Genomic DNA, 13,347 nt, shown 5'->3' with positions numbered 1-13,347 from the left:
GACGTGCTCAAGGCCACCCTCCGCAGCTTCCTCGCCCACCGCGGGCGGCTGGTGCTGTCCGCGCTCGCCATCACGCTCAGCGTCGCCTTCGTCGCCGGCACGCTGATCTTCACCGACACCATCAACCGGACCTTCGAGAACCTCTTCCGCTCCACCTCCCCGGACGTCTCCGTCACCGCCCACGAGGAGGTGGCGAACGACTCCTTCTACGGCACCCCCAGCACCGTCCCGGCGGAGCTGGTGGACCGGATCGCCGCGGTCGACGGGGTCCGCCAGGCCCAGGGCGACGTCAGCGTGGAGTCGCTGACCGTCGTCGACGACGCCGGCGAGCCCGTCGGCCCCACCACCGGCGCCCCCACCATCGGCGGCAACTGGTACACCAGCGACGACCCCGCCGACGACGTCGTGGTGATGGACTCCGGACGCGCCCCCGAAACGGCCGGCGAGGTGGTGATCGACAAGGACACCGCCGACAACCGCGGCATCGCCCTCGGCGACACCCTCCGGGTGATCTCCCCGGCCGGCGAGGAGCGGGCCGAGGTGGTCGGCGTGGCGCGCTTCACCACCGCCAACCCCGGCGCCGCGCTGGTCTTCTTCGACACCGCGACCGCGCAGGCCCTGCTCCTGGGGGAGCAGGGGGTCTTCACCTCCGTCGCGGTCGCCGCCGCCGACGGCGTTGCCGACGCCGATCTGAAGGAACGTATCGCCGCGGCCGTCGGCGACCAGTACGAGGTGCGGACCGCCGACGAGCAGGCGGCCACCGCGGCCGAGAGCATCGGCTCCTTCCTGGACGTCGTCCGCTACGCCATGCTGGGCTTCGCCGGCATCTCCCTGCTGGTCGGCGTCTTCCTCATCTTCAACACCTTCTCCATGCTGGTGGCCCAGCGCACCCGGGAACTCGGCCTGCTGCGGGCGATCGGCGCCGGCCGCGGCGACGTCAACCGCTCGGTGCTCACCGAGGCGGTGCTGCTCGGCGTGGTCGGGGCCACCACCGGACTCGCGGCCGGCGTCGGCCTCGCCGTGCTGCTGCGCACCCTGATGGAGTCCGCCGGCCTCAACCTGGACGCCTCGCTGGTGTTCACCTGGACCACCCCGGTGGCCGCCTACCTGGTCGGCGTCCTGGTCACCCTGATCGCCGCCTACGTCCCGGCCCGCCGCGCCGGGCGGATCTCCCCGATGGCCGCGCTGCGCGAGGCCGGCGCCCCCGCCACCACGGTCGGACGGGCCCGCACCGTCGCCGGACTTGTGCTGCTCGCCGGCGGCGTGGCCGCGCTGGTGGCCGGCACCACCGCCGAGGAGACCACCACCGGCGGGCTGCTGCTCGGCGTCGGCATCCCGCTCACCCTGGTCGGCCTGGTCGTGGCCGGACCCGCCACCGCCCGCCTGGCCGTGCGCGGCCTCGGCGCCGCCCTGCCGCGCACCTACGGCACGGTCGGGCGGATGAGCCGCAACAACGCGCTGCGCAACCCCCGGCGCACCGGAGCCACCGCCGCCGCCCTGATGATCGGCGTGGCGCTGGTCGGGGCGATCGCGGTCACCGCCTCCTCGCTGGAACGCTCCATCGGGGGCCAGCTGGACCGGGCGGTCGGCGCCGACTACATCCTCTCCGGCACCACCCCGTTCCCGGCCGCCGTCGCCGACCGGGTGCGCGAGACGGAGGGCGTCGGCACGGTGACCGAGGTCCGCGGCGCGCCCGCCCGCGCCGTCGCCGGGGACTACCGCGAGGAGGTGTCGGTCACCGCCGTCACGCCGAACTACGACGAGGCGATGCACACCGAGTACCAGGCGGGCTCGGGCGCCGAGGCGCTGGCCGCCGGGCAGGCGGTGATCAGCCACCAGACCGCCGAGGCCGGCGGCGTCGGGCTCGGCGACACCCTGGAACTCACCTTCCCCGACGGCCGCACCGCGCGCCTGGAGATCGGCGCGATCACCGCGGAGGACTCCGCGGCCGCCTCGGTGACCGGGACCGCCCCGATGATCTCGCTGGACACCCTGGCCGAGTACGTGCCGGGCAGCCAGGACTTCCTGGTCCTGGCCGCGCCCGAGCCCGGAGCCGACAGCGCCCGGGTGCTGGACGCCCTCGACGCCGCCCTGGCGGACTACCCGCAGGTCGAGGTGCGCGACCAGGCCGAGTACAAGGAACTGCTGAGCGGCCAGATCAACGGCGTCCTCACCCTGGTCTACGGCCTGCTGGCGCTGGCGATCATCATCGCCATCCTCGGGGTGGTCAACACCCTGGCGCTGTCCGTGATCGAGCGCACCACCGAGATCGGCATGCTGCGCGCGATCGGCACCTCGCGCCCCCAGGTGCGCCGTATGGTGCGCCTGGAGTCGGTGCTGATCGCGGTCTACGGCGCGCTGCTCGGCCTGGTGCTCGGCCTGGTCTGGGGCGTGGCGGCCCAGCGGGTGCTCGCCACGCAGGGCGTGGACGTCCTGGTGGTCCCCTGGAGCACGATCGTGGTGGTGCTGCTCGGGGCGGTGGTGGTGGGGCTGGTCGCGGCCATCCTGCCGGCCCGCCGCGCCTCCCGGATGAACGTGCTGGCGGCCATCGCGCACGAGTGAGGCGCGGGCCGCGCCCCCTTCACCCCTCCTGCGTCCCGCCGCCGCCCGGCGACGGGACGCCAGGAGGGGCGCGCGGCACCGTAGGGTATCGGTGCGCGCGTTGTATCGTCTCGGCGTTCCCTCAGGAGGAGTTGACCTGTGGCCATCACGATCTCTACCGTCCTGGTCTTCGGCATCATCCTGTTCCTGCTGATACGCAGGGGCGGCATGAATCCGTGGCACGCCCTGGTGGCGGTGCTCTTCGGCTTCTTCCTGGCCGGGAGCAGCGTGGCCCCGTCGATCAACGACGGAGCCACGGGCGTCGCCGGCTTCCTCGCCAGCCTCAACATCTGACGCCGCGACGGCCGCGGGGCGGCGCCGCGCGGCCGGTCACCGGGGCGCGTACCGGTCGAGGAAGGCGTACACCTCGGTGTCGTCGACCCCCGGGAAGGTGCCGGGGGGCAGCGCCGCCAGCAGATGCGAGTGGGCCCGGGCGCTCGGCCAGGCCTGACCCTCCCAACGGGACGCCAGCTCCCGCGGGGGGCGCCGGCAGCAGCCCGGGTCCGGGCACGAGGAGCGGGTGCGCACCGTGGTGTCGCGCCCGCGGAACCACCTGGCCGAGGCGTACGGGGTGCCCACGTTGACGGAGAACATGCCGTCCGCGGAGACCTCGGCCCGGGTGGTGCACCAGTACGTTCCGGTCGGCATGTCGGTGTACTGGTAGTACGCCGAGTACTTGTCCGGGTGGTTGAAGATCGTCCGGGCCGCCCAGCGACGGCAGGCGGGCTGGCCCTCGATCGCCCCCGAGGCGTCGGTGGGGAAGAGCACCGAGTTGTTCTCGTACGCCTTGTAGATCGTGCCGGACTCGTGCACCCGCATGAAGTGGACCGGGATGTCCAGGTGGTGGGTGGCGAGGTTGGTGAAGCGGTGCGCCGCCGTCTCGTAGGAGACGCCGAAGACGTCCCGGAAGTCCTCGATGGCGATGTCCCGGGCGGCCTTCGCCCGGCTGAGGAAGTCCACCGCCGCCCGCTCCGGCATCAGCATGGCCGCCGCGAAGTAGTTGGCCTCCACCCGCTGGCGCAGGAAGTCCGCGTAGCCGCGGGGGTCGGTGTGGCCGAGCACGAAGTGCCCCAGGGTCTGCAGCACGATGGCCCGCGGGTCGTGGCCGGCCACCGGATCGGTGGGCCCGCCGGGCGGCAGGTAGATGCGCCGGTGCCGCAGGTCCGTCACCGATCGGGTGGAGCGCGGCAGGTCCGGCACCCGGTGCAGGGTGAACCCCAGGTGGGAGGCGACCGAGGAGATGACCCCGTGCGGCAGCGGCCCGGAGTCGTGGCCCACCGCCTGGAGCACGCGCCGCGCCTCCTCCTCGATCCGCGGGAAGTGGTTGTTCCGCGTCCGCATCTCGGCGCGCAGCTCGGCGTTGGCCCGCCGGGCCTCCTCCGGGGTGGCCGCCTGCTCGTTGGCCCGTCGCGCCAGCTCCTGGTGCAGGCCGAGCAGGGACTCCAGCACGTCCGACGGCAGCCGCCGGCCGACCTTCACCGCGGGCAGCCCCAGCGAGCGGTAGAGCGGGCCGCGCTGGGCGCGTTCCAGGGCGATCTCCATGGCGTCGCGCCGGCTCGGCGGGCGCGGGCTGAGGAGCTCGGCCACCGGGACGTCGAGGGCGGCGGCGATCTCGGTGAGCAGGGACAGCCGCGGCTCGCGGCGGCCGTTCTCCAGCATGGACAGCTGGGACGGCGCCCGGCCGACGGCGCGGCCGAGCTCCTCCAGGGTCAGGCCGCGGGCGCGGCGCAGGTGGCGGATGCGGTGTCCCAGCGTCACCAGGTCGGGGTCGACCGAGGAGGTGGTGGTGGCCGCTGCGGGGCCGGGGGCGCTCGGCGCGCCGGACGGGACGGGGGTGGCGGACACGACGGGAGCGGACGCTCCGTCGGAGTCGGAGGCGTTTCGCGGGGCCATGTTTTCACTGTAGGAGAAGAATCGCGTTTCTTCTCCTGCCTTCACCGTTGAAGGAAGGGGATTCTTCCGGGGACAGTCGTGAGTGGGAGCTCCACCCGGTTGTGCGGCCGGCGCGAGCTCCGCGCCTCGGGGCGGTGTGCGCGCCCGGAGGCGTGCCGGCACCGCCGGTCAGCCGTCCGTTCCGTGCGGGGGCGGACGGCTAACACGACGTCAGGGAGTCACAGATGGTGCAGAGCACGGACCGGTCCACGCGGACGCAGGCCGCGGAACTGGCCGAGTCATGGCGGAACGATCCCCGCTGGAAGGGCATCGAGCGGACGTACAGCGCCGAGGACGTGATCCGGCTGCGCGGGACCGTCCAGGAGGAACACACCCTCGCCCGGCGCGGCGCGCAGCGCCTGTGGGAACTGCTGCGCGACGAGGAGTACGTGCACGCGCTCGGCGCGCTCACCGGCAACCAGGCCGTCCAGCAGGTCAGGGCCGGCCTGAAGGCGATCTACCTCTCCGGCTGGCAGGTGGCCGCGGACGCCAACCTGTCCGGCCAGACCTACCCGGACCAGAGCCTGTACCCGGCCAACTCGGTGCCGCAGGTGGTCCGCCGGATCAACAACGCGCTGCTGCGCGCCGACCAGATCTCCGCGGCGAGCGGCGAGCGCCCCGCGCACGACTGGCTCGCGCCCATCGTGGCCGACGCCGAGGCCGGCTTCGGCGGCGTGCTCAACGCCCACGAGCTGATGCGGGCGATGATCGCCGCCGGCGCGGCCGGCGTGCACTTCGAGGACCAGCTGGCCTCCGAGAAGAAGTGCGGGCACCTCGGCGGCAAGGTCCTGGTGCCGACCTCCCAGCACGTCCGTACGCTCAACGCGGCCCGGCTCGCCGCCGACATCGCCGGCGTGCCGACACTGCTGATCGCCCGGACCGACGCCCAGGCGGCCACGCTGCTCACCACCGACGTGGACGAGCGGGACCGGCCCTTCACCACCGGGCAGCGCACCGCCGAGGGGTTCTACCGGGTCCGCGGCGGCATGGAGGCGGTGATCGCCCGCGGCCTGGCCTACGCGCCCTACGCGGACCTGCTGTGGGTGGAGACCTCCACCCCCGACCTCTTCGAGGCCCGCCAGTTCGCCCAGGCCATCCACGCCCGGTACCCGGGCAAGATGCTCGCCTACAACTGCTCGCCGTCGTTCAACTGGCAGGCGCACCTGGACGCGGACAGCATCGCCCGCTTCCAGAAGGAGCTCGGCGCCATGGGCTACAAGTTCCAGTTCGTCACGCTCGCCGGCTTCCACGCCCTCAACCACTCCATGTTCGAGCTGGCCCGGGGCTACGCGGAGGAGGGCATGGCGGCCTACGTGCGCCTCCAGCAGGCGGAGTTCGCCGCGGAGGCCGCCGGCTACACGGCGGTCAAGCACCAGGCCGAGGTCGGCACCGGCTACTTCGACGCGGTGAGCACGGCCATCAACCCCGCCTCGGAGACCGTCGCGCTGCGCGGCTCCACCGAGGAGGGCCAGTTCCACTGACCCCCGCCGGTCGGATCGGGACCACGGGCGTCCCCCGCCGCCGTCGCGGCACCCTCACGCGACGGCCCGCCGTCCCCGCGCCCCCCGCGCGGGACGGCGGGGGGACCCCCTGAACGCAGGGTCCGCCGGGGCAGGGCGGACACCTGCCGGACGCCGGGGCGCGGTGCGGTCGCGCCCCGGCGTCTCCGCTTGTTTGGCTCGCTCACCTACGGGCCCTCTTGCCGGTGTCTTCGCCCTCCTCGCCCGCCTTCGGCGAGGAGGGGCCCCTCGTCGTCGGCTGCGCTCCAGTCGTTCCTCCTTCCGCTTGCTCCTCCTCAGTCCAGACACCGGCGGGCCCTTCGGCTCACTCGCGGGCTGTGGGCCCGGGTGGCGGGGAGGGGGTGAGTGCGGCGGGGGCGCGGGGGGATGCGTGCGCGGGGGAGTGGGGGCGCGTCGGCGGCGGACGGGATATCAGCTGACGGAATGTCGGGCACGGTCCGATGAATGCCGACCGCCTGCGAATCGGGCGGCGTTCCCTTGGTGTCGCGCGCGTGATCGTACCGTGATCATCGGAATTGCGGGCCCCTTTCTGTGCGCCCTCCGGGAGGGATGACGGAAATCCGATCGGGCTTCCCCCGGGTTGCCGGGGGAGGGGGTCGGGTGGGGGAGGGGCGGGGAGGTCGGCCCCGGCGCGGGGGGTCGGCGCGGTCGCGTGCGGGGGGCTCGTGGCCGGTCGCGCGGGTCGTCGCGGCGGGCGTGATGGGCCTCATATCGGTACACATGCCCCTGTTTCGGGCGGTGGGCGGGCCGGCTGGGGCCGTGACGAATCCCTCTTTGGTCGGCGGCGTGCGCCCCGACGGAAGTGACCGCCATCTCATTCCAATTGCTGACGGAAGAGGTCAAAAGGGACATTTCTGATGGTGTGGTGGCACACCATACACGGCCCGTCAACGATTTCCGGGCATGTGATGTGCAATACATTTCACCGGGTTGTGATCTTTGGTGATCGCTGTTTACGGTTCTCGTCGTTCGCTTCAGCGGACCCCGTCCTCCGGCACGCCGAGTCCTGCCGCCGGAATCGACGGGAACCGGTAACGACACCCGAAAGGCAGGAGCGGGGGAACCAGGTGGTACGCCGCCTTCCACGGAAGGCGGCTTGGGGTGAAGTCGCGTCACGGATTCGTGACTCGGCCGGGCACGTTCCATCTCCAGCCCGAACCCGACAGCTCACCTCGCAGGCGGTGGAGAGGAACACGAGTACATGCTGCTGTCCGGAAAGGGGCGCCACCGGCGCCGTCGGATCAACCAGACGCGCATCGCCATCGTCACCGCCGTCAGCGCTGGTGCCGGCGTCGCGCTGCCCCTCGTCGGGGCCGGCCAGGCCAGCGCCGCCAGCGTGGAGACCTGGGACCGGGTCGCCGCGTGCGAGTCCACCAACAACTGGCAGATCAACACCGGCAACGGCTTCTACGGTGGTCTGCAGTTCACCCAGTCCACCTGGGAGGAGTTCGGCGGTCTCGAGTACGCTCCGCGCGCCGACCTGGCGACCAAGGAGCAGCAGATCACCATCGCCGAGAAGGTCCTGGCCGTGCAGGGGCCCGGCGCCTGGCCGGTCTGCTCCGTCGAGGCCGGCCTGACCGCCGGCGGCCCGGCTCCGGTGTTCGGCACCGAGGAGTCCTCGGACGCCGCCGAGGAGGCCGCCCCGGCTCCCCAGCCGGAGGAGACGACCGACTCCGGCCGCGCCTCCCGCGAGGAGACCCGTACCGAGGCCGCGGCGGCCCCGGAGACCTCGGCGCCGGCCGGCAGCGCCGGTAGCTACGAGGTGGTCTCCGGCGACACCCTGTCGCTGATCGCCGAGGGCAATGGCGTGGCGGGCGGCTGGAAGGCCCTCTACGAGGCCAACCGGGACGTCGTGGGCTCCGACCCGAACCTGATCTACCCCGGCCAGCAGCTCACCCTCGGTGGCTCGGCCGCCCAGGAGGACGTCGCCGAGGAGCAGCCCGCCGCGCACACCGTGCAGCGCGGCGAGACGCTGGCCTCCATCGCCGAGGACCACGGCGTGGACGGCGGCTGGGCCGCCCTGTACGCCGCCAACCAGGACGTCCTCGGTGGCGACCCGGCGGCCATCTCGGTCGGCCAGGAGCTGTCCCTGGACACCTCCGGCGTCACCGCCGACCAGCTGAGCGCCGCCCGGGCCGCGCTGGAGGCCGCCCAGGCGGACAGCGCCGACCGCTCCTCCCGGGACGAGTCCCGCGAGGAGGTCGCCCAGACCGCCGCGGAGACCTCCACCCCGGCGGCCTCCGCCGAGTCCCCGGCCGCCGAGTCCTCCGCGAGCTACGTCCGCCCGGTCGAGGGCTACACCCTGTCGGCCTACTACGGCCAGGCCGGCGGCTGGTCCAGCGGCTACCACACCGGCCAGGACTTCGCCGTGCCGACCGGCACCCCGGTGCAGGCGGTCGCCTCCGGCACCGTGGTCTCCGCCGCCTACGACGGCGCCTACGGCAACCAGGTCGTCATCGACCACGGCGACGGCACCTTCAGCCAGTACGCCCACCTGTCCTCGCTCGCGGTGAGCGCCGGGCAGCAGGTCGGCGCCGGCGACCAGATCGGTCTGTCCGGCTCCACCGGCAACTCCACCGGCCCGCACCTCCACTTCGAGATCCGGACCAGCCCGAACTACGGTTCGGACGTGGACCCGGTGGCGTGGCTGGCCGGCCACGGCGTCACCATCTGACGCCCTCGGCGCACCACCGACGCGCCCGCGCGTGACACACGGCGGCCGGCGCACCCCCGAGCAGGGGGTGCGCCGGCCGCCGTCGTGCGTCCCGCCCGCGCGCTCGGCGCGCGGGCGGCGCGGATCAGTTGGTCACCGTGATGCGGTCCGCGGCCGGCGCGGTCAGGCCCGGGTTGGCGCCCAGGTAGGCGATGAGCGCGTCCAGGTCGATCATCCCGCCGACCAGGTCGGTCCCCCGGGTGAGCTCCGAGAACCCGTCGCCGCCGCCGGTGAGGAAGTTGTTCACGGTCACCCGGTAGGTCTGGTCGGCGGCCACCGGCACGCCGTCGACGGTGATCCCCGAGACCCTGGCGCCCAGCGGCGCCGACCGCGACCAGGTGTAGTGCAGGTTCGCGGACACCTGGAGGATGCGCTGGGCCACCGTGCCGTTCGGCTGCGGCTGCCACTGCTGCTCCAGCACGGCGTCCAGCTGCGCGCCGGTCAGCGTGATCGTCTGCAGGATGTTGGCGAACGGCTGCACGGCGTAGGTCTCGCCGTAGGTCACCACGCCGTCGCCCTCCTGCGCGGGGGAGGAGGCGTAGTCGATGTCGGTGCGCACACCGCCGGGGTTGGTCATCGCGATCTGCGCCCCGGCGCCCCGGGTGGCCGCCAGCTGGGCGTCGGCGATCACGCTGCCCAGCGGGGACTCGCCGGACGGCGCCGCGGTCCGGGTGAGGCTCTCGGCGACCGTGCCCACCGGCGCGTTGGAGATCGGCGCGGAGTCCGCGACGGCGCGGTCCACCAGCGCCTGCGCCCGGGGGTCGGGCGTGACGTCGCGGGTGACCACGTGGTTGAACGCCACGGTGGCCTCGCGGACCACGTCCCGGGTGCGGCGGTCGATGGTCAGGTCCACGACCGACAGCAGCCGGCCGGCCGAGGCGCCCTGCACCATCGGCCGCGGGTCGCCGGCCGGGTCCTCGACCGTGCAGGTGTACTGCTGGTGGCTGTGGCCGGTGAAGAAGACGTCCACCAGCGGGGAGGACTCCTCGGCGATGGCGCGGGCCGGGCCGGGCAGCGTGGCGCAGTCGGACGGGCCGCCGCCCTCGGTGTTGTCGCCCTGGTGCAGCAGCACCACGATGCTGCGCACCCCCCGGCGGTCCAGCTGCCGGGCCGCCCGGTCGATCGCCTCGACCTCGTCACCGAACTCCAGCCCGGCGATGCCGTCCGCCGCGACCAGGGTGTCCATGCCGCGCAGCGGCAGGCCGATGATCCCCACCGGGACGCCCTTGACGTGGCGCACCGTGTACGGCGCCACGGCCGCCCGGCCGGTCTCCTCCCAGGTCATGTTGGCGCCGAGGTACGGGAAGTCCGCGCCCTCGTACCCGTCCTCGAACTGGCAGCCGTCCACCGGGTGGCAGCCGCCGTCCTGGATCCGCCGCAGCTCGGCGAAGCCCTCGTCCAGCTCGTGGTTGCCGATGGCCGAGGCGGCCACGCCGAGGTCGTTCATGAAGGCCACGGTGGGCTCGTCGTGGAACAGCGCCGAGGGCAGCGGGGAGGCCCCGATGTTGTCGCCCACCGACAGCACCAGGGAGTTGTCGGCCTCCTGACGCAGGTTCCGCACGTGGGTGGCCAGGTAGGCCGCCCCGCCGGCCCACACGGTGGAGCCGTCGGAGAGCGTCACGCGGCCGGTGGAGGAGCTCGCGCCGGGCTCCAGCTGGCCGTGCAGGTCGTTGAAGGCGATGAGCCGCAGTTCGGTCGTCCTCGACGGCCACCGCTGGTCGCCGCCGTGCGCGGCGGCCGGGGCGGCGACGCCCGCGGCCAGCGCCAGCGCGGTGACCGCCACCGTGGCGACGCGCGTAGAAGCGCGGCGATGGAAGGGACTGTGGGGCACGATCAGGCTCTCCTCGAATGGGTCAGGACGACGGTGGTGACCGCGATGACGGCGGGTCACGGGGGGTGCGCCTCGGGCGGGCGCGGCTCCCCGCAGGGCAGTCTGGCCCCCATCCTGACGGTCGGGAAGCCCCACGCGTGGCGCGCAGGTGAATTCTTCGGAAACCCCCCGACGCGCCCGGCGCACGCTGGCAACCCTCGTGCCGTAACTCATAGCTTATTCATAGTCAGCTCTCAGTTGATCCTCAGGCGAGGCCGACACGATCCGGAGCATGCTCCTGAGCACGTCCACCACTCCCGACCCGCACGCCCCCGGCGGCCCCTCCGTCGGGGTGGCGCACGCCACCCCACCGGACCTGCGCCACCCCGACGGCAGCCCGGTGCGCGCCCTGGTGGTGGACGACGAGGAGGCGCTCGCCGAACTGCTCACCATGGCCCTGCGCTACGAGGGCTGGGAGGTCCGGTCGGCGGCCGACGGCACCGGCGCCCTGCGACAGGTCCGCCGGCTGCGCCCGGACGTCGTCGTCCTGGACGTCATGCTGCCGGACATGACCGGCCTGGAGGTACTGCGCCGGCTGCGCCGCGAGTGCCCCGACCTGCCGGTGCTCTTCCTCACCGCGCGCGACGCCGTCGAGGACCGCATCGCCGGCCTCACCGCCGGGGGCGACGACTACGTCACCAAGCCCTTCAGCCTGGAGGAGGTGGTCGCCCGGCTGCGCGGCCTGCTGCGCCGCTCCGGCGCCGTCGCGCCCCGCTCCGGCGGCTCCCTGCTGGTCGTCGGCGATCTCACCCTGGACGAGGACAGCCGGGAGGCGCACCGCGGCGGCGAGCCGATCCGGCTCACCGCCACCGAGTTCGAACTGCTGCGGTACATGATGCGCAACCCGCGCCGGGTGCTGAGCAAGGCGCAGATCCTGGACCGCGTCTGGTCCTACGACTTCGGCGGCCGGGCCAACGTCGTCGAGCTGTACATCTCGTACCTGCGGCGGAAGATCGACGCCGGCCGCCCGCCGATGATCCACACCATGCGCGGCGCCGGATACGTGCTCAAACCCGCCACCGACACGCCCGGGTGACCATGAGGTACGCCATGGCCCGCCGCCCGGGGCGAAGCCTGCGCATCCGGCTGGTCGCCGCCACCTGTGCCCTGCTCGCGGCCGTCTGCGCGACCATCGGCCTGGTCACCACCGTCGCGCTCAACGCCTTCCTGGCCGGCCGGCTCGACGCGCAGCTCGCCGCCGCCGCGGACCGCTCCCTGGTGGCCGCCGGCGGCAGCCCGCCGGCCTGGCGCGGCACCGACCACAAGCTCGACGAGGGGGTCAACTTCCTGCTGGTGCCGGGACAGGCCGCGGAGACCCTCGGGGCCCGGATCAGCGACGGCGTGCTCCAGGACGCCGCGGTCCTCGACGGCGCCGGCACACCGCAGAACGTCCCCGCGGAGGTCGCCGCGCCACTGCTGCACGTGCCCGTCGACGGCCGCGCCCACACCCGCACCCTGGAGGACCTCGGCGAGTACCGGGTCCAGGCGGTGCGCACCGCGGACGGCGACGTCGTGATCACCGGACTGTCCATGGACGCCGTCCGCTCGACGGTGAACCGGCTGGCCGCCGTGGAGGTGCTGCTCATCCTCACCGGCCTGATCGGCGCCGGCTTCGCCGGGGACTCCATCATCCGCCGCGCCCTGCGCCCGCTGCGCCGGGTGGCCGCCACCGCCGTCGGCGTCACCCAGCTGCGCCTGGACCGCGGCGAGGTCGCCGACCTCGCCCGCGTCCCCTTCATCTACACCGATCCGGAGACCGAGGTCGGACAGGTGGGCGCCGCCCTCAACCGGCTGCTCGACCACGTGGGCGCCGCGCTGACCGCCCGCCACGCCAGCGAGCTGCGGGTGCGCCGGTTCGTCGCCGACGCCAGTCACGAACTGCGCACCCCGCTCGCCGCCATCTCCGGCTACGCCCAGCTGACCCGGCGGGGCGACGAGCGGATCGGCCCGCGCACCACGCACGCCCTGTGCCGGATCGAGTCCGAGGCCGCCCGGATGACCTCCCTGGTGGAGGACCTCCTGCTGCTCGCCCGGCTGGACGCCGGACGCCCGCTGGAACGCGAGGAGGTCGACCTGGCCCGGCTCGCCGCCGACGCGGTCGGCGACGCCCACGCCGCCGCACCCGACCGGGAGTGGCGCCTGGAGCTGCCCGGGCCCGGCTGCCCGGTCACCGTGCTCGGCGACGCCACCCGGCTGCACCAGGTGCTGGCCAACCTCCTCGGCAACGCGCGCAGCCACACGCCCCCGGGCACCCGGGTGACCACCGAGGTGATCGGCCGCGCCGGGGAGGTCATGCTGCGGGTGGCCGACGACGGCCCGGGCATCCCCGCCGACCTGCTGCCACACGTCTTCGAGCGCTTCGCCCGCGCCGACTCCTCCCGCTCCAGGGCCGCCGGCAGCACCGGCCTCGGGCTGTCCATCGTGGCCGCCGTGGTGCACGCGCACGGCGGCCACGCCGAGGTCACCAGCCGGCCGGGCCGCACCGCCTTCACCGTGTACCTGCCCGCCGCGCCGCCCCGCCCGGCGCGGCGCGCGGCCGTCCTCCAGGGCGCTCCCGACCCCCGCCGACCACCGGGCCGGGGCGCCCCGGCGCGGCCGGACGGAGCGGGCGCGGCGCACTCCCGCGGCTGAGCGCGGAACCGACACGCCCGGGTCCATGCCTCCCGGCGCGGATTCACAGCCAGTGCACAGGCGGGTCACACGGACCGGAC

General features: G+C 74.0%; 8 protein-coding genes and 1 riboswitch. Of the genes, 6 read left to right on the top strand and 2 right to left on the bottom strand.

What is annotated here, in order from left to right; translation table 11 throughout:
- Positions 1-3: 3 nt before the first annotated feature.
- Both FHU37_RS09365 and FHU37_RS09360 read left to right on the top strand, forming a co-directional pair.
- Complete coding sequence (locus FHU37_RS09365) at positions 4-2,562, top strand: ABC transporter permease (protein ID WP_179813758.1); 2,559 nt, start codon at positions 4-6, stop codon at positions 2,560-2,562.
- 138 nt (positions 2,563-2,700) lie between these two features.
- Complete coding sequence (locus FHU37_RS09360; protein ID WP_179813757.1) at positions 2,701-2,895, top strand: hypothetical protein; 195 nt, start codon at positions 2,701-2,703, stop codon at positions 2,893-2,895.
- A gap of 36 nt (positions 2,896-2,931) precedes the next feature.
- Here FHU37_RS09360 and FHU37_RS09355 read toward each other — a convergent pair whose 3' ends face one another.
- The gene (locus FHU37_RS09355) at positions 2,932-4,494 is read right to left on the bottom strand and encodes a helix-turn-helix domain-containing protein (protein ID WP_179813756.1); all 1,563 of its coding nucleotides are present in this window, start codon (positions 4,492-4,494) and stop codon (positions 2,932-2,934) included.
- A gap of 224 nt (positions 4,495-4,718) precedes the next feature.
- On the opposite strand from FHU37_RS09355, the gene aceA reads away from it, so the two are divergent.
- Both aceA and FHU37_RS09345 read left to right on the top strand, forming a co-directional pair.
- The gene (gene aceA, locus FHU37_RS09350) at positions 4,719-6,014 is read left to right on the top strand and encodes an isocitrate lyase (RefSeq protein WP_179813754.1); all 1,296 of its coding nucleotides are present in this window, start codon (positions 4,719-4,721) and stop codon (positions 6,012-6,014) included.
- A gap of 1,064 nt (positions 6,015-7,078) precedes the next feature.
- A riboswitch (cyclic di-AMP (ydaO/yuaA leader) is annotated at positions 7,079-7,247 on the top strand.
- A 7-nt stretch (positions 7,248-7,254) separates the two neighbouring features.
- Positions 7,255-8,727, top strand: a complete 1,473-nt coding sequence (locus FHU37_RS09345; RefSeq protein ID WP_179813753.1) for a transglycosylase family protein — start codon at positions 7,255-7,257, stop codon at positions 8,725-8,727.
- A 124-nt stretch (positions 8,728-8,851) separates the two neighbouring features.
- On the opposite strand, the gene FHU37_RS09340 is transcribed toward FHU37_RS09345, so the two are convergent.
- Entirely contained in the window at positions 8,852-10,597 is a 1,746-nt protein-coding gene (locus tag FHU37_RS09340) for a bifunctional metallophosphatase/5'-nucleotidase (protein WP_218903983.1), read from the bottom strand.
- A gap of 271 nt (positions 10,598-10,868) precedes the next feature.
- Here FHU37_RS09340 and FHU37_RS09335 point away from each other — a divergent pair, with 271 nt between their 5' ends.
- Both FHU37_RS09335 and FHU37_RS09330 read left to right on the top strand, forming a co-directional pair.
- The gene (locus tag FHU37_RS09335) at positions 10,869-11,672 is read left to right on the top strand and encodes a response regulator transcription factor (RefSeq protein WP_179813751.1); all 804 of its coding nucleotides are present in this window, start codon (positions 10,869-10,871) and stop codon (positions 11,670-11,672) included.
- Between the two features lie 2 nt (positions 11,673-11,674).
- Positions 11,675-13,267 (top strand): sensor histidine kinase, encoded by a 1,593-nt coding sequence (locus tag FHU37_RS09330; RefSeq protein ID WP_218904367.1) that lies wholly within the window; start codon positions 11,675-11,677, stop codon positions 13,265-13,267.
- Positions 13,268-13,347 lie beyond the last annotated feature (80 nt).

The organism is Allostreptomyces psammosilenae (assembly GCF_013407765.1).
Classification (GTDB): domain Bacteria; phylum Actinomycetota; class Actinomycetes; order Streptomycetales; family Streptomycetaceae; genus Allostreptomyces; species Allostreptomyces psammosilenae.
The sequence above is the reverse complement of the archived record's forward strand: the minus strand, read 5'-3'. Positions and strand labels throughout refer to the sequence as shown.

Coding starts and splice junctions, on each gene's coding strand:
- aceA (WP_179813754.1), top strand. CDS start 4,719: ATGGTGCAGAGCACGGACCGGTCCACGCGGACGCAGGCCGCGGAACTG.
- FHU37_RS09335 (WP_179813751.1), top strand. CDS start 10,869: ATGCTCCTGAGCACGTCCACCACTCCCGACCCGCACGCCCCCGGCGGC.
- FHU37_RS09345 (WP_179813753.1), top strand. CDS start 7,255: ATGCTGCTGTCCGGAAAGGGGCGCCACCGGCGCCGTCGGATCAACCAG.
- FHU37_RS09330 (WP_218904367.1), top strand. CDS start 11,675: ATGAGGTACGCCATGGCCCGCCGCCCGGGGCGAAGCCTGCGCATCCGG.
- FHU37_RS09355 (WP_179813756.1), bottom strand. CDS start 4,494: ATGGCCCCGCGAAACGCCTCCGACTCCGACGGAGCGTCCGCTCCCGTC.